The 21,372-nt window shown below is 62.4% G+C and carries 19 protein-coding genes; 15 read left to right on the forward strand and 4 right to left on the reverse strand.

All coding sequences use genetic code 11. The annotated features are described in order from the left end of the window. Positions 1–56 precede the first annotated feature (56 nt). The 3 genes from KT882_RS03950 to KT882_RS03960 form a co-directional block, all read right to left on the reverse strand. Positions 57–1,235 (reverse strand): DUF1624 domain-containing protein, encoded by a 1,179-nt coding sequence (locus KT882_RS03950; protein ID WP_228894516.1) that lies wholly within the window; start codon positions 1,233–1,235, stop codon positions 57–59. Positions 1,236–1,269: 34 nt separating this feature from the next. Next, positions 1,270–3,228, reverse strand: a complete 1,959-nt coding sequence (locus KT882_RS03955; RefSeq protein ID WP_228894519.1) for a phosphoethanolamine transferase — start codon at positions 3,226–3,228, stop codon at positions 1,270–1,272. Positions 3,229–3,290: 62 nt separating this feature from the next. Then, positions 3,291–4,271: a GlcNAc-transferase family protein gene (locus KT882_RS03960; protein ID WP_228894520.1), complete on the reverse strand. Its 981-nt coding sequence runs from the start codon at positions 4,269–4,271 to the stop codon at positions 3,291–3,293. A gap of 255 nt (positions 4,272–4,526) precedes the next feature. On the opposite strand from KT882_RS03960, the gene rpsL reads away from it, so the two are divergent. The 5 genes from rpsL to rpsJ all read left to right on the forward strand — a co-directional run bounded on the left by rpsL (position 4,527) and on the right by rpsJ (position 9,486). After that, positions 4,527–4,910: a 30S ribosomal protein S12 gene (gene rpsL / locus KT882_RS03965; protein WP_056392507.1), complete on the forward strand. Its 384-nt coding sequence runs from the start codon at positions 4,527–4,529 to the stop codon at positions 4,908–4,910. A gap of 137 nt (positions 4,911–5,047) precedes the next feature. Beyond that, positions 5,048–5,518: a 30S ribosomal protein S7 gene (rpsG, locus tag KT882_RS03970; RefSeq protein ID WP_161071442.1), complete on the forward strand. Its 471-nt coding sequence runs from the start codon at positions 5,048–5,050 to the stop codon at positions 5,516–5,518. A gap of 111 nt (positions 5,519–5,629) precedes the next feature. Then, positions 5,630–7,735 (forward strand): elongation factor G, encoded by a 2,106-nt coding sequence (fusA, locus tag KT882_RS03975; RefSeq protein WP_161071441.1) that lies wholly within the window; start codon positions 5,630–5,632, stop codon positions 7,733–7,735. Positions 7,736–7,809: 74 nt separating this feature from the next. Next, positions 7,810–9,000: an elongation factor Tu gene (tuf, locus tag KT882_RS03980; RefSeq protein ID WP_161071440.1), complete on the forward strand. Its 1,191-nt coding sequence runs from the start codon at positions 7,810–7,812 to the stop codon at positions 8,998–9,000. A gap of 168 nt (positions 9,001–9,168) precedes the next feature. Next, positions 9,169–9,486 carry a 30S ribosomal protein S10 gene (gene rpsJ, locus KT882_RS03985; RefSeq protein ID WP_028101676.1) on the forward strand — a complete coding sequence of 106 codons (318 nt, stop codon included), beginning with the start codon at positions 9,169–9,171 and terminating at the stop codon, positions 9,484–9,486. A gap of 80 nt (positions 9,487–9,566) precedes the next feature. Here the strand turns inward: rpsJ and KT882_RS03990 are convergent, their stop codons facing one another. Next, positions 9,567–10,979 carry an aminotransferase-like domain-containing protein gene (locus tag KT882_RS03990; RefSeq protein ID WP_228894521.1) on the reverse strand — a complete coding sequence of 471 codons (1,413 nt, stop codon included), beginning with the start codon at positions 10,977–10,979 and terminating at the stop codon, positions 9,567–9,569. 176 nt (positions 10,980–11,155) lie between these two features. Between KT882_RS03990 and creB the strand changes: the two genes are divergently transcribed. The 10 genes from creB (at position 11,156) to rplV (ending at position 21,366) form a co-directional block, all read left to right on the forward strand. Then, on the forward strand, positions 11,156–11,875 hold the full coding sequence (creB, locus tag KT882_RS03995) for a two-component system response regulator CreB (protein WP_161071438.1): 720 nt from the start codon (positions 11,156–11,158) through the stop codon (positions 11,873–11,875). After that, positions 11,872–13,323, forward strand: coding sequence for a two-component system sensor histidine kinase CreC (gene creC / locus KT882_RS04000; RefSeq protein ID WP_228894523.1), 1,452 nt, complete (start codon positions 11,872–11,874; stop codon positions 13,321–13,323). Before creB ends, creC begins: the two co-directional genes overlap by 4 nt. Positions 13,324–13,397: 74 nt before the next feature. Further along, positions 13,398–14,789 (forward strand): cell envelope integrity protein CreD, encoded by a 1,392-nt coding sequence (gene creD, locus KT882_RS04005; protein ID WP_228894524.1) that lies wholly within the window; start codon positions 13,398–13,400, stop codon positions 14,787–14,789. Between the two features lie 468 nt (positions 14,790–15,257). Continuing rightward, the gene (locus KT882_RS04010; protein WP_161071435.1) at positions 15,258–18,116 is read left to right on the forward strand and encodes a TonB-dependent receptor domain-containing protein; all 2,859 of its coding nucleotides are present in this window, start codon (positions 15,258–15,260) and stop codon (positions 18,114–18,116) included. Between the two features lie 214 nt (positions 18,117–18,330). Then, entirely contained in the window at positions 18,331–18,987 is a 657-nt protein-coding gene (gene rplC, locus KT882_RS04015) for a 50S ribosomal protein L3 (protein WP_056404304.1), read from the forward strand. A gap of 3 nt (positions 18,988–18,990) precedes the next feature. Further along, a complete protein-coding gene (gene rplD / locus KT882_RS04020) occupies positions 18,991–19,611 on the forward strand; it encodes a 50S ribosomal protein L4 (protein WP_056404301.1) in 621 nt (206 codons plus the stop codon). Beyond that, positions 19,608–19,925: a 50S ribosomal protein L23 gene (gene rplW / locus KT882_RS04025; protein WP_161071434.1), complete on the forward strand. Its 318-nt coding sequence runs from the start codon at positions 19,608–19,610 to the stop codon at positions 19,923–19,925. The genes rplD and rplW overlap by 4 nt, the downstream gene beginning before the upstream one ends. Beyond that, positions 19,925–20,752, forward strand: coding sequence for a 50S ribosomal protein L2 (gene rplB, locus KT882_RS04030; protein WP_056404299.1), 828 nt, complete (start codon positions 19,925–19,927; stop codon positions 20,750–20,752). Before rplW ends, rplB begins: the two co-directional genes overlap by 1 nt. Before the next feature lie 9 nt (positions 20,753–20,761). Continuing rightward, positions 20,762–21,037, forward strand: coding sequence for a 30S ribosomal protein S19 (gene rpsS, locus KT882_RS04035; RefSeq protein ID WP_050409767.1), 276 nt, complete (start codon positions 20,762–20,764; stop codon positions 21,035–21,037). Continuing rightward, on the forward strand, positions 21,034–21,366 hold the full coding sequence (gene rplV, locus KT882_RS04040; protein ID WP_177307311.1) for a 50S ribosomal protein L22: 333 nt from the start codon (positions 21,034–21,036) through the stop codon (positions 21,364–21,366). Before rpsS ends, rplV begins: the two co-directional genes overlap by 4 nt. The last annotated feature ends 6 nt before the right edge of the window (positions 21,367–21,372 follow it).

Below are 21,372 nucleotides of genomic sequence, written 5' to 3' on the forward strand. Positions count from 1 at the left end.
AGCTCATGAATGAGGCTGTGGAAGATGCCACTATTTCCGGTTTCGAGCCCCGTGCCCTAATTTCCATTTGCCGGAGCTGCGGGCTTGCGCCAGCGCAGCCACAGGCGGGTGAGGGCGTACATGATGAGCAGCATGCAGACCCAGGCCAGGTAGACGGCGGGCAGCGAGGGCTCGTAGCCGGCGGGCATGCGGGGCGTGGGACCGTTGAAGTCGGGCGTGCCGCCAAAGCGCAGATCGAAGTAGAGGTTGCCCAGCAGGTGGATCAGCGCGATGTGCACGGTGTAGAAGAACATGGGTGTGCGGCCGAACAGCTGCAGCCAGGCCAGCGGCCGCACCTGTTCGCCCGCCGGCGCGTCCGCGCGGTCGAATATGCGCTCGAACATGGCCAGCAGTGCCAGGCCTATGCTGCCGGTTACCAGTAGATATTGCAGCGACGGCGGATATTTGTGCACGCGCACGAAGGACATCAGGTCCAACATCCAGCCGCGCCCTTGCGCGCTCCACGGGCCGGGGTCGCCGTACAGGTTCACGGAGCGCAGCAGCACGAAGGCCAGCATCAGCGCGGCGGCGGCGAGCCATAGCTGCCGCTGGCGCCGGGCTGCGGGCACGCCGGGGCCGAATAGCGGACCGGTGGCGTAGCCTGCCGCCATCAGGCCCAGCCAGGGCAGCAGCGGGTAGGCGAAGACGATGCCGAAGCTGTCGCTCACAGGGTGGTAGCCGCGTTCGTGCAGGGCCTGCCAGAGCAGGCCGCCCGGGTGCCAGCCGTCCAGGGCGTTGTGGCAGCAGATCAGCAGCGCGGCGATCAGTGCAATGCCCCAGCGCGGCAGCCACACCAGCGCCGCCAGCACCACCATGCCCATGCCGATGGCCCAGATCACTTGCAGGATGATGACGTTGTAGCCGAACTGCCAGCTGAAGCTGATCCAGGTCGCTTCCAGCACCAGTAGCAGTAAGCCGCGCGTGGCGAGGTAGCGTGACAGGGCGGGGCGGGCGTCGCCGGCCTGGCCCGCTTTGGCGCCGCGCAGCCAAGCGGAGGCGCCGGCCAGGAAGACGAACACGGTGGCGCACAGGTGGGTGATCCAGCGCGTCCAGTACCAGGCGGGCGTGGTGGCGGCCAGGTCTTCCGGGTCGAACAGCGCCGGGCCGAAGAAGTCGCGCGTGTGGTCGAGCGCCATCAGGACGATGACCAGGCCGCGCAGCATGTCGATGGAGGTGAGGCGCAAGCTGGCGGTCATGGCGTTTTCCTTTGCCGGGCGACGGTTGGGCGGATTACTCTTGTTTCAGCGGTTTGCTTTTGTCGATGACCTCGCGGCAGTCGCCTTTGATGATGGCGTTGTCGTAGTTGGTCCAGCCGTAGCTGTCGACGTAGCGCTTGTGCTGCTTGAATTTCGGGCTCAGGAAACTCCACTCCAGGCGCTCGCCTTCGTAGCGGATGTCGCCCATGTCGAGCAGGGTGTGGAACATGTTTTCCGTGGCCAGCCGCGCTTTCTTGTGCTTGAGCAGCTGCTGCACCTTGCCGGGATAGCGCTCCTCGTACTGATCGGAGTACCAGACGAAGGCGGGCACGTGGAATTCGTATTGCGTGTTGTGGCCATGGAAGGCCAGGCGGCAGCTGCCGTCGTACAGGGTCTGGCCGTGGTCGGCCACGTACAGCATGGAGGCATTGATGCGCTTGTCCTTGAGCGTGCCGATGACTTGCGACAGGAACCAGTCGGTATACAAGATGGAGTTGTCGTAGCTGTTGTTGAGCTGCGGCTTGAGCTTGAGGTCGGTGTAGGCGGGATTGCTCACGCCGTACAGCGAGGGCCGCCATTTGTCGAACTCCTTGGGATGCCGCTGGCTGTAGTTCCAGTGGCTGCCCAGCGAGTGCAGGACGATCAGCTTTTTCGGCGCCGGGTCGGCCAGCGCGTGCTTGAGCGGGTCGAACAGCACCTGGTCGAAATTGGAGTTGTTGGTGAAGCCGCCCAGGTTGAGGAATTGGATCACGTCCGCCTCCTTGGCGAATACGGACACCGGCGTGTCGTACTGCCCGAAGGAGATCTGGTTCGACAGCCAGTAGGTCTTGAAGCCCGCCTCCTTGTAGGCGGTAATGAAGGATTTCTCGGCAAAGCCGTCCTTCAGGCTTTGCGTGGCGGGCTTGCGCGAGATGATGACCGGCACCGACAGGCGCGTGGCCGACACCGGCGTGATGACGTCGCGCAGCGTGACCAGCTTGTCCTCCTTGGCCAGCAGCGGATTGGTTTCGCGCTCGTAGCCGTTCAGGCTCCAGCGGTCGTAGCGCGACGATTCGCCCAGCACCATGACCACCACCTGCGGCTCGGCCGGGGCGGCGTTGGCGCCGCCGCTGCCGCCGTCCTGGTGCGCCTTGAAGGTAAAGGTGCTGCTGCGCTGGCCCAGCTCGGCCAGGTGCTGGCGCTCGTGGTAGAAGTCCAGTCCGCGCCACATCAGGCCGAAGGGCCAGGTGTTGGTGAAGGCCGAGAAGTCGACTGGCACCCTGGCCCACCATGCCAGCGGCGCCAGCTTCCAGCCGGTGCGGGCGGCCGCCGGGCTGGCGCCGCTGCTCGCCGCGCTGTCCGCTTCGTCCTCTTCCTCCGCGTCTTCCACCTCGGCCGAGGCGCCGTCGCCAAAGCCGGAGGACTGCACGCTGGCCGATGCCGGCGCGGACGCCGACTTATGCGCAGGCTTGGCGGCGGGCCGGCCCGCCACGCCGAATTCCCAGCCGTAGCCGGCCACGGCCGCCAGCACCGCCACGATGGCCAGCCCCACCCAGCGCGAGGCGCCCCGCCAGGCCAGCGCCTGCGTCCTGATTGCCGCGTACCAGCTGGCGAAGAACCAGGCGATCACGCCCGCCAGCACCGCCGCCATCAGGTAGACCGTGCGGCCCAGGAACTCCATCGCCTCCTTGGGGCTGGTCTCGGCAATGATGCCCAGGTGGTGCGTCGAAATGCCCTGGCCGTAATAGATGATCAGGTAGACCTCCGTGGGCAGCGCCAGGAAGGCCGGCAGCAGCAGCCAGTGGAACCAGGCCGGGCGCTGGAACACGGCCCACACGCCGGCCCAGGTCACCACCTCCATGCCCAGCGTCTGCCAGGGCGCTTCCACCGGCTTGCCCAGCAGCAGGGGCACAAAGGGCACGGCCGACAAGGCCAGGTAACTCAGCAGCAGGAAGAGCCGGGCGGCCTGCGGCGTGGCGGAGGGGACGGCGGAGGGACGAAACAGATGACGCATGACACCAGACACGAAAAAAAAGTTTCCCATTATCCGGCCCTTTGGCCCGCGCGGCGAGCTTTTCAGCAGAGCTGGCCGTTGAAGGTGTCGCGCACGGCGCCGGCGCGGTAGTCGATGCCGCTGAAGGCGCTGTATTGCTCCATGGTCCGCACGCTGCCCAGGCCGTAGGCGCCCGGCAGGCCGTCGCCGCACAGCAGGCGCTTGAGGCGCTCGGCCGCGCGCGCCGTCAGGTAGGCGCCGCTGAAGGCGCGCAGCCGGTCCACCTCGCCGTGCCAGTGGTGGCTTTCGTGCGGCGTGTTGGGCGCCTTATATAAGTGGTAGAGCGGCACGTGCAGCGGGTGGTAGATGTCCCAGCCCCGGGTCCAGGCGCGCACCGCCAGGCTCTGCTCCTCGCCGTGGAAGTACAGGAAGGGGTCGTAAGGCACTTCGTCGATAAAGCTGCCTTCGCAGAACACGAAGCCGCCGGCGATGTGGCAGGCCGGCACCGGGCGGTCGGTGAACAGGTGCTTGGCGATAAAGCGCAGCACCACGTCGCCGCCGGGCGCCAGCGGCGTGTCCGGATGCGGCCGCAGCACCAGCACGGTCTTGCCCTCGGGCGCGGCGTACTGCGGCTGGCCGTCCACCATGTCGAAGCGGTAGGGGTAGGTGCTCAGCACCGGCTTGGCCGACAGCTCGCGCAGCTGCGCGTGCTGGCGCCGCAGCGACTCGTCCCAGCCGGGCTCGAAGCAGGTGTGGGAGTCGATCTGCAGCAGGTACTGCTCGCCGTCGTACAGCGAGAAGGCCTGGTTGCGCGCCCAGCTCACGCCCAGCGTGTCCTGCACCTGCACGTGCACATAGCGTATCAGCCCGGCGAAGGGTAGCGCGGCGATGGCGGCGCGCTGGCTGGCATAATGCTGGTCCACCACGGCGATGCGCAGGCGCTCCGGGCGGGCGGCCTTGGCCACCGCTTCATTGAGCGTGAAGAACAGCATCGGGTCCAGGTAGGACGCCAGGCTGATGAAGATATTCTGGTTCGGCATGGCGGAAATGGTAACAGTTTCCATATTGCAGGTATGCTGCCGAAATGCCGCAGCGGCGGACCTTCCGGCGGCGAAAGGGTTTGACTCGACTTGTTTACCAGTCTATACTCGCGAGTTCTCGATTTATTCTGCGCATCGTATACGCTTTTTGCAGGCCGCTCCTGGTGAGTGGCTGCTCGCGCCTTCGATGCCGCATCTAGTAGTGAGTCGGGACTAGGTTTTAGCCCCCGGGCGCTTGTCCGGGTTGTCAACGGTAGTAATTTTGTTGGATTAACAACGATGCCAACCATCAATCAATTGATTCGCAACCCACGCGTTTCGCTGCGCGTGAAGAGCAAATCGCCGGCGCTGGAAAACAGCCCGCAAAAACGTGGCGTTTGCACCCGTGTGTACACCACCACTCCTAAGAAGCCTAACTCGGCACTGCGTAAAGTTGCCAAAGTGCGTCTGACCAACGGTTTCGAAGTGATTTCGTACATCGGCGGTGAAGGCCACAACCTGCAAGAGCACAGCGTTGTTCTGCTGCGCGGCGGTCGTGTAAAAGACTTGCCGGGTGTGCGTTACCACATGGTTCGCGGTGCACTGGATACCCAGGGCGTTAAAGACCGTAAGCAAGCTCGCTCGAAGTACGGTACCAAGCGCGCTAAAGCAGGTAAGAAGTAATACAAGTTTCGCCTAGTGGCAGCTAACTAAGTGAATGTATCGGTCGAACTGACCGAGTAAGTGGACCACTATGATGGTGATCCGCGAGCTGCGGAACATATCGCCGCAAGCTCAACTGAAGATTGAAAGGAATTGATATGCCACGTCGTCGTGAAGTACCCAAGCGCGAGATTCTGCCGGATCCAAAATTCGGCAACACTGATGTCGCCAAATTCGTTAACGTGCTGATGCTGTCGGGCAAAAAGTCCGTCGCAGAAAACATCATCTACGGTGCTTTCGAGCACATCGCTGCCAAGTCCGGCAAAGACCCGCTGGAAGTGTTCGCCACCGCGATCAACAACGCCAAGCCGCTGGTTGAAGTGAAATCCCGTCGCGTTGGTGGTGCAAACTACCAGGTGCCGGTTGAAGTCCGCCCAGTGCGCCGTATGGCTCTGTCGATGCGCTGGCTGCGTGAAGCCGCGAACAAGCGCAGCGAAAAATCCATGCCACAACGCCTCGGCGGTGAGTTGCTGGAAGCGGCCGAAGGCCGTGGCGGTGCGATGAAAAAGCGTGACGAAGTGCACCGTATGGCTGAAGCGAACAAGGCGTTCTCGCACTTCCGCTTCTAATAAAACTGGCTGGAGCCTGGTGCTCCGGCCGTTTAATCATTTGTTCGAAGCCGGGCTCATTTTGGAAGAAATGGCGTCCGGTTTTGTACATTAAAAGATTTAGGATCTATTATGGCCCGCAAGACCCCCATTGAGCGCTACCGCAACATCGGTATCTCCGCTCACATCGACGCTGGTAAAACCACCACCACCGAGCGCGTGCTGTTCTACACCGGCGTGAACCACAAAATCGGTGAAGTGCACGACGGCGCAGCCACCATGGACTGGATGGAGCAGGAACAAGAGCGCGGCATCACCATTACTTCCGCAGCGACCACCTGCTTCTGGAAGGGCATGGCGAACAACTTCCCTGAGCACCACATCAACATCATCGACACCCCGGGCCACGTTGACTTCACCATTGAAGTTGAACGCTCGATGCGCGTGCTCGACGGCGCTTGCATGGTTTACTGCGCAGTGGGCGGTGTACAGCCACAGTCGGAAACCGTATGGCGTCAGGCTAACAAGTACAAAGTGCCACGTCTGGCCTTCGTCAACAAGATGGACCGTACCGGCGCCAACTTCTTCAAGGTCTACGAGCAGATGCGCGCTCGCCTGAAGGCAAACCCGGTCCTGATCCAGATCCCTATCGGCGCTGAAGACAACTTCAAAGGCGTGATCGACCTGGTCAAGATGAAAGCCATCATCTGGGACGACGCGTCCCAGGGCATGAAGTTCGACTACGTCGATATCCCTGCAGAGCTGGCCGCATCGGCCGCCGAGTGGCGCGAGAAGATGGTTGAAGCCGCTGCTGAAGCGACCGAAGACCTGATGAACAAATACCTGGAAGAAGGCGACCTGTCGGAAGCCGAGATCAAGAAAGCGCTGCGCGACCGCACCATCGCTTCCGAGATCGTTCCTATGCTGTGCGGCACCGCCTTCAAGAACAAGGGCGTGCAGGCCATGCTGGACGCCGTGATCGAATACCTGCCATCGCCAGTCGACATCGACGACGTGACCGGTACCGACGAGAACGAAGAGCCAGCATCGCGTAAAGCAGCTGACGACGAGAAATTCTCGGCACTGGCCTTCAAGATCATGACCGACCCGTTCGTCGGCCAGCTGGCCTTCTTCCGCGTGTACTCGGGCGCCATCAATTCGGGCGACACCGTGTACAACTCGGTAAAAGGCCGTAAAGAGCGTCTGGGCCGTATTCTGCAGATGCACGCCAACCAGCGTGAAGAGATCAAAGAAGTGCGCGCCGGCGACATCGCTGCTGCGGTTGGTCTGAAAGACGTGACCACCGGCGAAACCCTGTGCGATCCAGCGTCGATCATCGTGCTGGAACGCATGGTGTTCCCAGAGCCGGTGATTCAGCAGGCTGTCGAGCCAAAAACCAAGGCCGACCAGGAAAAAATGGGTCTGGCACTGAACCGCCTGGCACAGGAAGATCCGTCGTTCCGCGTGAAGACCGACGAAGAGTCGGGCCAGACCATCATTGGTGGTATGGGCGAGCTGCACCTGGAAATTATCGTTGACCGCATGAAGCGCGAATTCGGCGTGGAAGCGACCGTCGGCAAGCCACAAGTGGCTTACCGCGAAACGATCCGCAAGGTGTGCGAAGAGATCGAAGGCAAATTCGTCAAGCAATCCGGTGGCCGCGGCCAATACGGCCACGTGGTTCTGAAGATCGAGCCGCAAGAGCCAGGCAAGGGCTTCGAATTCGTCGACGCGATCAAGGGCGGTACCGTGCCTCGCGAATACATCCCTGCAGTAGAAAAAGGCGTGCGCGAAACGCTGCCTTCTGGCGTACTGGCCGGCTACCCAGTGGTGGACGTGAAGGTAACGCTGTTCTTCGGTTCGTACCACGACGTGGACTCGAACGAAAACGCGTTCCGCATGGCTGCTTCGATGGCCTTCAAGGACGGCTGCCGTAAAGCGGCTCCAGTCATCCTGGAACCAATGATGGCAGTGGAAGTGGAAACGCCGGAAGACTACGCCGGTTCCGTGATGGGCGACCTGTCGTCCCGCCGCGGTATGGTGCAGGGCATGGACGAAATCCCAGGCGGCGGCGGCAAGATCATCAAAGCCGAAGTGCCTCTGTCGGAAATGTTCGGTTACTCGACCACCCTGCGTTCCGCAACGCAAGGCCGTGCAACCTACACGATGGAATTCAAGCACTACTCGGAAGCGCCTAAGCACGTAACCGATGCAATCGTGACTGCTAAAGCGAAGTAAAATAATGAATTGACCGGCCGGGGGACGATCCCCCTGGCCGGACAACTTTAAATCTTGTTCTAAGGAAGAATAAAATGGCAAAAGGTAAATTCGAGCGGACTAAACCGCACGTCAACGTCGGCACTATCGGTCACGTTGACCACGGTAAAACCACCCTGACCGCAGCAATCGCTACCGTTCTGTCGAAGAAATTCGGCGGCGAAGCTAAAGCTTACGACCAGATCGACGCAGCACCAGAAGAAAAAGCACGCGGCATTACCATCAACACCGCCCACGTTGAGTACGAGACCGCATCGCGTCACTACGCTCACGTTGACTGCCCAGGCCACGCCGACTACATCAAAAACATGATTACCGGTGCAGCGCAGATGGACGGCGCGATCCTGGTTTGCTCCGCAGCTGACGGCCCAATGCCACAGACCCGCGAGCACATCCTGCTGGCCCGCCAAGTTGGCGTTCCATACATCGTTGTGTTCCTGAACAAGTGCGACCTGGTCGACGACGAAGAGCTGCTGGAACTGGTTGAGATGGAAGTGCGCGAGCTGCTGTCGAAATACGAGTTCCCAGGCGACGACCTGCCGATCATCAAAGGTTCGGCACGTAAAGCACTGGACGGCGACACCGGTCCTCTGGGCGAAGTAGCCATCATGGCTCTGGCCGACGCACTGGACAGCTACATCCCTACGCCAGAGCGCGCAGTGGACGGCGCCTTCCTGATGCCAGTGGAAGACGTGTTCTCGATCTCGGGCCGCGGCACCGTGGTGACCGGTCGCGTTGAGCGCGGTATCATCAAGGTCGGCGAAGAGATCGAAATCGTTGGTATCACCGACACCGTGAAAACCACCTGCACCGGCGTGGAAATGTTCCGCAAGCTGCTGGACCAGGGTCAGGCCGGCGACAACGTTGGTCTGCTGCTGCGCGGCACCAAGCGTGAAGACGTACAGCGTGGTCAGGTTCTGGCGAAGCCAGGCTCGATCAAGCCGCACAACCACTTCACCGGCGAGATCTATGTTCTGTCGAAAGACGAAGGCGGCCGTCACACCCCGTTCTTCAACAACTATCGTCCACAGTTCTACTTCCGTACCACCGACGTGACCGGTTCGATCGAACTGCCAGCGGACAAAGAAATGGTTATGCCAGGCGACAACGTGTCGATCACCGTTAAGCTGATCAACCCGATCGCTATGGAAGAAGGTCTGCGCTTCGCAATCCGCGAAGGCGGCCGTACCGTCGGCGCCGGCGTCGTAGCAAAAATCCTGGCCTAATAGCCTCTGTTAGACAAGAAGGCAGTGCCGTTCGCGGCGCTGCCTTTTTTTTGTCGCAGAGACGGGCATGGCTGGCATTTTGGTGCTATCATCTCGCCTCTTAGCTGTACTGAGTTTGTTACTTATTGCCGCCGCTTCCGCGCCGGCTCGTTCTTTTAAGGAATAATCATGTCCGCACCAAACCAAAAAATCCGTATCCGCCTGAAAGCTTTCGACTACAAGCTGATCGACCAGTCCGCTCTGGAAATCGTTGACACCGCGAAGCGCACCGGCGCCGTGGTAAAAGGTCCAGTACCTCTGCCAACCCGCATCCAGCGTTACGACGTGCTGCGTTCCCCGCACGTGAACAAGACTTCGCGCGACCAGTTCGAAATCCGCACCCACCAGCGCCTGATGGACATCGTCGACCCAACCGACAAGACCGTTGACGCGCTGATGAAGCTGGACCTGCCAGCTGGCGTGGACGTAGAAATCAAACTGCAATAATTCGCAGTGTGAGTTAAGGCTGGCGGCTCTGCCGTTGCCAAGGAAAGGCCGGTCCCTCGCGGGGCTGGCCTTTTTGCTTTTCAGACCACGGCGGCGCGCGGCGCGGGCGGCTGGCGGCCGAGCAGGTGGGAGAGCTTGCGCAGGGCGCCGGCCAGGCGCGCGCGTTCGCGGACGCTGCCCAGCGAGATGCGGATGGCGTTCGGCGGCCGCGCGCTGTCGTCGAAGGCGTCCGAGGCGGTGACGGCCAGCCCTTCGGCGTGCGCGGCCTGGACCAGCTGGCCGGCGCTCCAGTAGTCCGGCAAGGTGAGCCAGATGTGGATGCCGTCGGGGCCGCCCGGCGCGAACGCCAGGCCGGCCAGGATTTGCGCGGCCAGCTGCTGGCGCGCCCGGGCTTCCTCCCGTACTCCCTCAAGAAGGCGCTGCGCCGTGCCGTCGTGTATCCATTGCGTCACCAGCGCGCTGGCCAGCGGCGAGGGCATCAGCACCAGCGAACGCAGCGCCTGCAGGAAGCGCTCGCGCACCGGCGCGTCCGGCAGCAGCACGAAGGCCGTGCGCAGCCCGGGCGCCAGGCATTTCGACAGCGTGGAAATGTAGTAGACGTGGCGCGGCGCCAGCCGGGCCAGCGGCGGCGGGGCTGAAGCCGCCGCCGCTGCTCCCGCCAGCAGCCAATAGGGATCGTCCTCGACAATGGCCGCGCCGCAGCGGATGGCCGTTTGCGCGATCTCGCGGCGGCGCTGCTCCGGCATGGTGCGCGCGGTGGGATTCTGCAAAGTCGGGTTAAGGTAGACCAGCCGCGCGCGGTGTTTTCTGCAGGCCTTCTCCAGCGCGTCCGGGCGCATGCCGTCCTCGTCTGCATCCACCGCCACCACGCGCCGCCCCAGCTGCTCCGCCGCCGAGCGCAGGCCGGGGTAGATGGTGGACTCGGCCAGGATGGCGTCGCCCGGCCGCGTCAGCGCCAGGATCAGCGCCGCCAGCGCGCACTGCGCGCCGGGACAAGCCACCACGTGTTCCTTGTCCACCTGGCCGAACATGGGCGCCAGCCAGAGCGCACCCGCCGCGCGGTCGGCCTGGCTGCCGCCGCCCAGCTGGTAGCTCATCAGCAAATCGCTGTCGGTGCGCATCAGTACCTGGGACAGGCCCAGTTTCAGCATGTCGTCGAAATCCACCCCGGCCGGCGGGGGAGGAATGTTCATGCCCAGGTCCAGCATCGGCGCCAGTTCCACTTTCGGCGCCGCCGCGTAGGTGCCGGCCGCGCCCCTGCCTTCCAGCAGGTGGCGGCGCCTGGCCTCGTCGTAGGCGCGCGTCACTGTGGTCAGGTCCACTTCCAGCCGCGCCGCCAGGCTGCGCTGCGGCGGCAGGCGGTCGCCCGGCTGCAGGCGCCCGTCAGACAGCGCGCGCTCGATGAAATCGGCGATCTGCAGATAGCGCGGCCCGCCATCCGCTCTGAATTCGCCCAGCCAGGAGGGGATTTGTATGGGTGGAGTCCGGGTCATTTTGTCTGGATGTATGGATTTTTGTCGCGGATTAAACAACTATAAAGGAAAACAATCCATACAAGGTCCGCGATGTGCAACGACCTTATTTCTCTTGCAGCACACGGCGCACTCTCCGCTGGACAGCATGCCCGCTGCGCAGTACATTCGGCGGATGTTAAGTTCCTGGAAATGTTATGGCTAAGACGATCCTGATCGTTGAGGATGAGCAGGCGATTGCGGACGGCATTGCCTATGCACTGCGCACCGAGGGCTTCGCGCCGCTGCACGTGATGCTGGGCGAGCAGGCGCTGTCGGCCATGCGCGGGGAGGGCGGCCAGCCGCCGCCGGACCTGGTGGTGCTCGACATCGGCCTGCCCGATATGAGCGGCCTGGAGGTGTGCCGCCGCCTGCGCCAGTTCTCGGACGCGCCCGTCATCTTCCTCACCGCCCGCAGCGATGAAATCGACCGCGTGGTGGGCCTGGAGATCGGCGCCGACGATTATGTGACCAAGCCGTTCTCGCCGCGCGAGCTGGTGGCGCGCATCCGCGTCATCCTGCGCCGCCTGGGGCCGCAGGCCGCGCAGACGGCGGCGCAGGCGGTGCAAGCTTCCCAGGCGCGCCGCGTGGCCGGGCTGGAACTGCGGGCGCTGGAGGCGCGCGTGCTGTATCTCGGCCACGCGCTGGACCTGACGCGCTATGAATACCTGCTGCTCAAGACGCTGATCGAACATCCCGGCCACGTGCTGTCGCGCGCGCAGCTGATGGACCGCGTGTGGACCGGCGCCGCCGACACCCTGGACCGCACCGTGGACGCCCATGTGAAGTCGCTGCGCGCCAAGCTGCGCGCGGTTTCCCCCGAGAACGAGCCGATCCAGACCCACCGCGGCCTGGGCTACAGCCTGGCCGCCACATGAGGATAGGCCTGCGCATTCTGCTGGGCTATTTCCTGATCGTCGGCCTGGCCGGCTGGTTCCTGCTGAATGTGTTCATGGCCGAGGTCAAGCCGGGCGTGCGCGCCACGCTGGAGGACACCCTGGTCGACACCGCCAACCTGCTGGCCGTGATGGTGGCGGACGACGTGCGCGCCGGCGCCTACGACGCCGCGCCCATGCTGGCGCGCATGCGCGACTACGCCGGGCGCGGCGTCAGCGCGCAGATCAGCGGCCTGCCCAAGAACAAGCTGGACTACCGCATCTACATTACCGACGCGCAGGGCATCGTGCGTTTCGATTCCGAGAACAAGGCGGTGGGCAAGGACTACTCGCGCTGGAACGACGTCTACCTGACCCTGCGCGGCAAGTACGGCGCGCGCAGCACGCGCGACCGCGAGGACGACGAGAACAGCACCGTGATGCACGTGGCGGCCCCCATCCGCGACGGCGAGCGCCTGATCGGCGTGCTCACGGTGGCCAAGCCCAACGCCAGCGTGCAGGGCTTTGTCGAGCGCAGCCAGCAGCACATCCTGCGCCGCGGCGCGCTGCTGCTGGCGCTGTCGCTGCTGATCGGCCTGGCGTCCACCTACTGGCTGGCGCGCGCGCTGCGCAAGCTGATGCATTATGTGGAGGAGGTGCAGGCCGGCCGCAAGGTGGCGCTGCCGGTGCTGGGCAATACCGAGATCGGCACGCTGGGCCACGCGCTGGAGGCCATGCGCGTCAAGCTGGAGGGCAAGGAGTATGTGGAAACGCTGATGCACACGCTTACGCACGAGCTGAAAAGCCCCATCGCCGCCATCCAGGCCTCGGCCGAGCTGCTGCAGGAGGACATGCCGCCCGAGCAGCGCCGCCAGTTCCTGTCCAGCATACTGAGCCAGAACGCGCGCCAGCGGCAGCTGATCGACAAGCTGCTGGCGCTGGTGCGGGTGGAGAAGCAGCAGCGCCTGGACGCGCTCGAGCGCATCGATAGCGGCGCGCTGCTGCAGGAGGTGGCGCGCGACTTCGCCGCGCCGCTGGCCGCGCGCGGGCTGCGCCTGGACCTGGAGCTGCCGCGGGACTGCGCCCCGGTGCTGCACGGCGACGCGCTGCTGCTGCGCCAGGCCATCGGCAATCTGCTGGACAACGCCATCGCCTTCGCGCCGGCCGGCGGCGTGGTGGCGCTGGGCGCGCGCGTGCCCGGCGAGGGCGTGGAAATCTACGTGGCCGACGGCGGCCCCGGCATTCCCGACTACGCGGCCGGGCGCGTGTTCGAGCGCTTCTACTCGCTGCCGCGCCCCGGCGGCGGCGCCAAGAGCACCGGCCTGGGCCTGCCCTTTGTGCGCGAAGTGGCGGCCCTGCACGGCGGCACCGTCAGCGTGGCCAACATCGCCGGGCCGGGGCAGGGCGGCTGCCGCGCCGCGCTCTACCTGCCGCTGCCGCTGGCGCTGTAGCACTTCACACGGAACGCATCGTCACCGCATACGCGTTTTCTAGACTGGCGCCACTCCAACCAGAAGGAAGCGCCATGCAAAAGAAACTGTTGTTCAAAATACTGGCCGTGATCGCGGTGATGCTGCTGATCGGCATTCCGCTGCTGATGATAGAGTCCACCATCCGCGAGCGCAGCGCCTACCGCCAGGACGCGGCGCGCAGCATCGCCGAGGATTCGGTGGGCGAGCAGACAGTGTACGGGCCGGTGCTGGTCATGCCCTACAGCGAAACTTATGAGGTGATGGAGCCGGTGGCGGGCGACGAGAAACGCAAGGAAGCCAAGCGCTACCGCAAGCAGCTGCGCCACCTGGTCTTCCCGGACCAGCTGGAGGTGAAATCGACCTTCGGCACCGAGCGCCGCTACCGGGGCATCCACCAGGTGCTGATGTTCCAGGGCGAACACGCGGTGGCGGGTGCGTTCACGGTGCCGCCGGTGTCCGCGCTGCCGCGCACCGTGGAACGCTCCGATATCGCGCCGGAGCCGCCCTTCGTGGCGCTGGGCATTTCCGACGTGCGCGGCGTGCGCGACATTCCCAAGCTGCGCTGGGGCGCGCGCAGCTTCGAGTTCGAGCAGGGTTCGGGCCTGGCCGCCGCCCGCCAGGGCCTGCACGTGCCGCTGGCCATGGCCGACGCCACCGCCGGCCCGGTGCAGTTCAGCTTTGGCCTGAGCCTGTCCGGCATGGACCGCCAGCAGTTCGTGCCGCTGGCGCGCAACAACCGCTTTGCGATGGCCTCGTCCTGGCCCCATCCGCAGTTCAGCGGGCGTTTCCTGCCCGAGCAGCGCAAAGTGGGCGAGCAGGGCTTCGAGGCGCTGTGGCGCATCTCGGCGCTGTCGACCGAGGCGCAGCAGCAGCTGCGCCAGCGCGAGCTGGCCGCCGGGTCTGGCGACACCGCCGCGCGCAACGCCGTGCCGGACAGCTTCGCGGTCGGCTTTATCGAGCCGGTCAACATCTATTCCATGGCCGACCGCGCCACCAAGTATGGCCTGCTGTTCGTGGCGCTGACCTTCGCCGCCTTCTTCCTGTTCGAGGTGCTCAAGCGCCTGCCCATCCACCCGGTGCAGTACGCGCTGGTGGGGCTGGCGCTGGTGCTGTTCTTCCTGCTGCTGGTCAGCCTGTCCGAGCACATCGCCTTCCTGGGCGCCTACCTGCTGGCCAGCGCCGCCTGCATATTGCTGACCGGCTACTACCTGGCCCACGTGCTGCGCGACCGCCGCCGCGGCCTGGCCTTCGGCGCGGCGCTGACGGCCTTGTACGGCGTGCTGTACGGCTTGCTCAGCTCGGAAAACAACGCCCTGGTGATGGGCGCCATCCTGCTGTTCGCCGTGCTGGCCGCCATCATGGTTGCCACCCGCAAAGTCGATTGGTACCAGCTGGGCGGCGCGGACGCGGCTCAGATTTTGACTGATCGTCAAAAAGCGATATAAGACTCCGTGTTAGCAATTGGGAGGGCGTCTTTTTTGTTCTGAAGCGGCGCCGCTGGCTGCGTTGCCGTTCAGTGATTTCAGCTACCATCACGGTGTTGTTTTTTTGCATATTTGTAACTAAAAAGCTGTTGTAATCCAGCATCATTGCAATGCGCGCAAAACGCATATGTTTCTGAGAACTTTAAGCTGCAATTGGGAATATTTTTACAATTTCGATGTTTTCGAAATTAAATTCAGTATTTCGTTTGAATCTCATATTCTTATATTGCAAGTGGTGCTGTAATGTTGTTTTTTGTGAAAAAAGGCCGTTGCAAATATATTGCCCATTCATTGACTTTCATTAACTCAGATGTTCAGATTCTTTCTTCGGAATAGCACAGCCTCTTCTGAAACAAGCCGTCGGCACAGATGGCAGCCGGCGCGCATGCACCGGTATAGTCCCTTGCAACCCTTACAGCGGAGAAACTTTTGAACAATAAACTAGTCCTCAAACGGGGCGTCCTCGCCGTTGCCGTAGCACTGGGTACCACCCAGTTTGCAATCGCACAACAAGCAGCAGAAGCGCCGGTTACCAAGGTCTTCGTTACCGGTTCCAACATCAAGCGTTCGGACAAGGAAGGCTCGTCGCCAGTCCAGACCGTGAGCGCCAAGCAGATCGCAGCCAGCGGCGCCAACACCGTGGCCGAACTGCTGCACTCGATCCCGGCCTTCGGCTCCGGCGCGTCGGTCGACATCGTCGACGGCGGCTTCTCGCGCGGCGCGGCAACCGCCTCCCTGCGCGGCCTGGGTTCGTCTTCGACCCTGGTGCTGCTGAACGGCCGCCGTATCGCCTCGTCCGCGTATGCCGACCCGAACCAGGGCAAATCGGCCGTGTACGACCTGAACTCCATTCCTATCTCCGCCATCGAGCGCGTCGAGATCTTCAAGGATGGCGCTTCGGCGGTGTACGGCTCCGACGCTATCGCCGGCGTGATCAACTTCATCACCAAGACCGACTACACCGGCTTCGACATGGCGGCCAGCATTACCGCCAACGATGACGGCGAATTCGCCCGCAAGAATGTCAGCGGCGTGATCGGTTTCGGCGACCTGGACAAGGACCGCTTCAACGGCTTTATCTCGTTCGACGTTTCCAAGCGCGACAGCACCACCATCGCGAACGCGACCGACGTCGACCAGGCCGCCTACAGCTACATCAACGCCCGCCTGAACCCGTACTCGAGCAGCCTGACGGACCAGCCGTTCTTCTACCGCGAACGCACTCCGGGCGGCAAGAACTTCGCCACCACCTACGCGCTGCGCGCCGACGTGATCAACCGCACCAATTGCGATCCGTCGCAGCGCCTGGTGGGCAATATCGCCGCCCACAATCTGTCCGCGACCAGCGTGCTGATCGACCGTACTTTCTGTAACTTCAACCTGAACGACTACAGCGAAGTGCAGAGCGCCGGCAAGGACGCCAACATCCTGGCGCGCGGCACCTTCAAGGTCAATGAAGCGATGACCGCGTTCTCGGAAGTGTCGTATGCGCGCACCGAGCGCACTTATCTGGGCGCGCCACGCACGATCTCGAGCACCTCGTCGAGCACCGTGTTCGCCGCCGACGGCAAGCCGTCGTCGCAATTCCAGCTGATCCTGCCAGTGGGCCATCCGGACAATCCGTTCCCGACCTCGCGCACTGCGGTGGGCTTCCGCTTCATGGGCCACACCGGCGGCAGCGACAACCTGAACGAATCCTACCGCGTGCTGGCCGGCCTGAAAGGCACCACCGGCGCGTTTGACTGGGAAACCGGCGTGCTGTGGAACCGCACCGAGCGTACCGAGCACTACCTGGGCATGCTGTACCGCCCGGTGGTCGAGCGCATCATGACGGAAAACCGTACCATCGCGTCGACCATTGCTGATCCGAACTCGACCCGCGACCTGGAAAACAAAGGCTTCTCGCAAGTGATGCAGATCGATGCCAAAGCATCGACCACGCTGGGCAAGCTGTCCGGCGGCGACATCGGCCTGGCCTTCGGCGCCGAGGCGCGCCAGGAGAAAATCGGCCTGACCCCGGACGCGGCCACCCGCGCGGGCGAAATCATCGGCCTGGCCAACTCCGTTGCGGACGGCCAGCGCAATGTGAAGTCGGCCTTCATCGAGCTGCGTACGCCGTTCTTCAAGAACTTCGAGATGGACTTCGCCGGCCGCTACGATAAATATCCGACCGAATCGAGCTTCGTGCCTAAAGCAGGCAGCAAGTGGACCGTGACCGAGCAAGTGGCAGTGCGCGCGACCTATGCCCGCGGCTTCCGCGCCCCGGCCCTGACCCAGGTTTCGCCAGGCGGCGTGCAGTCGTTCCAGACCGTGACCGACTCGATCCGCTGCCCGGATGGCGTCAATCCGATCGGCACCGCCGACCGTACCGACTGCTCGAAGAGCGTTTCCAGCCTGTCCAAGGCCAATCCTGAGCTGAAGCCGGAGAAATCCAAGTCCGCATCGCTGGGCCTGATCCTGCAGCCGACCAAGAACCTGGACATCCTGATCGATTACTACAACATCAAGCTGCGTGACGAAACCGCGCTGCTGGGTGGACAGACCGTGATCGACCACCCGAACCAGTACCCAGGCGCGGAAGTGCTGCGCGACACCAATCCGGCCAACTTGCTGGTGGTAAACGGCGTAGTGGTGCCGAACTCGGGTCCGCTGCTGCAGGTCAACCGCTCCTACATCAACCAGGGTTCGACCCAGGTTGCCGGCGTGGACCTGGAAGTGACCCTGCGTAACTCGCTGGGCGACTACGGCCGCCTGAGCAGCACGGTGAACTGGAGCTACCTGGGCACCTACAAGCGCGCCATGCAGCCTGGCGATGCGATCCACAACACCGCCGGTTCGAACGGCGGCCTGTCCGACTGGTCGCTGTCGGCTGGCGACAATCCGCGCAACCGCGCGTCGCTGTCGACCAACTGGACCTACGGCGTGCACAGCACCACGCTGTCGGCGGACTTCGTCGACCACGTGTCCCTGCTGCGCCGCTACGACAACGCCGTGGTGTACCCAACGCCGTACTGCCACTATGGTACCGGCCAGCCTTCCAGCGCCTACCAGCTGGGCGGCCTGCCTAAGTACACCAGCTCGAACTGCGAAGTGGCAAGCTGGACCACCTTCGGCCTGAACTACGCGTACACCGGCGTCAAGAACCTGACCCTGGCCCTGAATATCAAGAATATTCTGGACAAGGCGGCGCCATACGATCCGCGCTATCCAACCGAAGGCTTCAACACCCAGCTGCACAACGGCATGGGCCGCACCTTCCGCGCGACCGCGAAGTACGCCTTCAAGTAATCTGACTGCGTGAAGCGGCACAAGGCCAGGCAGCAATGCCTGGCCTTTTTTCATGTCCGCAAATAGTTCACATACCCCGTACTAAGTTGTTGCGTCAAGAGTCTTTTCGCGCTACACTAGCCGGCTTCGGTATGGAATCCATCTTTTTACGGGCCGTACTAATTTTTGTAGTTAAACAAAGCCCCGCCCAATCGTAGGTGGGAATGGAGAAAAAATGAGCCTAGGCCTCCTCGGTCGCAAGGTTGGCATGATGCGCATCTTCACGGATGATGGGGACTCGATCCCAGTCACCGTGCTGGACGTGTCGAACAACCGCGTTGCGCAAATCAAAACCCCTGAAACGGATGGTTACTCCGCTGTTCAGGTCGTCTTCGGTCAACGTCGCGCTTCCCGCGTGACCAAAGCCGCAGCCGGTCACTACGCTAAAGCTGGTGTTGAAGCCGGTACTCTGCTGAAAGAGTTCCGCGTCGACGCTGCTAAAGCTGCAGAATTGAAAGCTGGTGAAGTTATCGCCGCTTCGCTGTTCGAAGTTGGTCAGAAGATCGACGTTCAGGGCACGAGCATCGGTAAGGGCTACGCCGGTACCATCAAGCGTCACAACTTTGCCTCCGGTCGTCAGACCCACGGTAACTCGCGTTCGCACAACGTACCAGGTTCGATCGGTATGGCGCAGGATCCGGGCCGTGTATTCCCAGGCAAGCGCATGACCGGCCACATGGGTGACGTTACTGTTACCACCCAGAATCTGGAAATCGCTCGTATCGACGCCGACCGTCAGCTGCTGCTGGTCAAAGGCGCGGTACCAGGCGCGAAAAACGGCCAAGTGGTCGTCTCGCCTGCTGTCAAAGTCAAAGCAAAGAAAGGGGCTTAATCGATGGAACTCAAGCTCCTGAATGCTCAAGGTCAAGCATCTTCCAACGTTGCCGCCGCTGACACCGTCTTCGGCCGTGATTACAACGAAGCCCTGATCCACCAGATCGTGGTCGCCTACCAAGCCAATGCGCGCAGCGGCAACCGTAAGCAGAAAGACCGTGAAGAAGTCCACCACACGACCAAGAAGCCATGGCGCCAAAAAGGTACCGGCCGCGCTCGTGCCGGTATGTCGTCGTCGCCACTGTGGCGCGGCGGTGGTCGCATCTTCCCGAACTCGCCTGACGAGAACTTCACCCACAAAGTGAACAAGAAGATGTACCGCGCTGGTATCTGCTCGATCCTGTCCCAACTGGCTCGCGAAGAGCGCCTGGTTGTTGTTGAAGACTTCGCTATCGAAGCTCCAAAAACCAAGCTGCTGTCGCAAAAGCTGAACGCCATGGGTCTGGAATCGGTGCTGATCATCGCTGACAACATCGAAGAAAACCTGGAACTGGCTTCCCGTAACCTGCCTAACGTGCTGGTAGTTGAGCCACGCCACGCAGATCCAATGTCGCTGGTCTTCTACAAGAAGATCCTGGTCACCAAAGCGGCACTGGCCAAGATTGAGGAGATGCTGGCATGAGCGCAGTCATCAAACACAGCGAAGAGCGCCTGATGAAGGTGCTGCAGGCTCCGGTCATTTCCGAGAAGGCCACCATGGTCGCGGAAAAGAACGAGCAAATCGTATTCCGCGTACTGCCGGATGCGACCAAGCCTGAGATCAAGGCAGCCGTTGAACTGCTGTTCAAGGTTGAAGTCCTGTCGGTGCAAACCGTCAATCGCGAAGGTAAAGTCAAGCGTTCGGGTCGTTTCACCGGCCGCCGCAACCATACCAAGCGTGCTTTCGTGTGCCTGAAGCCTGGCCAGGAAATCAATTTCTCCGAGGAGGCTAAATAATGGCACTCGTAAAGATGAAGCCAACCTCCCCAGGCCGTCGCGGCATGGTGAAGGTGGTGAACCCGGACCTGTACAAAGGTCGTCCGTTCGCTGCCCTGGTTGAAAAGAAATCCAAAACTGCCGGCCGCAACAACAACGGCCACATCACCACCCGCCACATCGGCGGTGGTCATAAGCAGCACTATCGCCTGATCGACTTCAAGCGTCAGAAGGATGGCATTCCTGCGAAAGTGGAACGTATCGAATACGATCCAAACCGCACCGCGAATATCGCCCTGCTGTGCTACGCCGACGGCGAGCGCCAGTACATCATCGCGACCAAGGGCATGTCCGTTGGCGACAGCGTGATGAACGGTTCGGAAGCGCCTATCAAGTCGGGCAACTGCCTGCCTATCCGCAACATCCCGGTCGGTACCGTGATGCACTGCGTCGAAATGCTGCCAGGTAAGGGTGCCCAGATGGCCCGTACCGCCGGCGCCGGCGTTGTGCTGATGGCCCGCGAAGGCACCTACGCTCAAGTGCGCCTGCGCTCGGGCGAAGTGCGCCGCGTGCACATCGAGTGCCGCGCGACCGTGGGCGAAGTCGGCAATGCCGAACACAGCCTGCGCAAGATCGGCAAGGCTGGCGCGATGCGCTGGCGCGGTGTTCGTCCTACCGTTCGCGGTGTGGTCATGAACCCGGTCGATCACCCGCACGGTGGTGGTGAAGGTAAAACGGCAGCAGGTCGTCATCCAGTGTCCCCATGGGGCCAGCAGACCAAGGGCAAGAAGACGCGCAGCAACAAGCGTACTTCTTCGATGATCGTCTCGCGCCGCGGCAAGAAATAAGGATAAACCATGACTCGTTCATTGAAAAAAGGGCCGTTCTGTGACGCCCACCTGGTGAAAAAAGTCGAAGCCGCGCAAGCGACCAAAGACAAAAAGCCAATCAAAACCTGGTCGCGCCGCTCGACGATCATGCCTGACTTCATCGGTCTGACGATCGCTGTGCACAACGGCAAGCTGCACGTGCCAGTGTATGTTTCCGAGAACATGGTTGGTCACAAGCTCGGCGAATTCGCGCTGACCCGCACGTTCAAGGGCCACGCTGCTGACAAAAAGGCTAAGAAATAATGGAAACCAAAGCTATCCTCAAAGGCGTGCGCCTGTCGGATCAAAAAGGCCGCCTGGTGGCTGATCTGATCCGCGGCAAGAAGGTTGACGCTGCGCTGAACATTCTGCAGTTCAGCCCGAAAAAAGGCGCGGCCATCATCAAGAAAGTGCTGGAGTCCGCAATCGCGAACGCCGAGCACAACGATGGTGCCGATATCGACGAACTGTTCGTGAAAACGATCTACGTCGAAAAGGGCCCGATCCTGAAGCGCTTCACCGCGCGTGCAAAGGGCCGTGGCGACCGCATTTCGAAACAATCCTGTCACGTGTACGTGACTGTCGGTAACTAAGGAGCC

The organism is Pseudoduganella aquatica (genome assembly GCF_020865585.1).
Lineage (GTDB): Bacteria > Pseudomonadota > Gammaproteobacteria > Burkholderiales > Burkholderiaceae_D > Rugamonas > Rugamonas aquatica_A.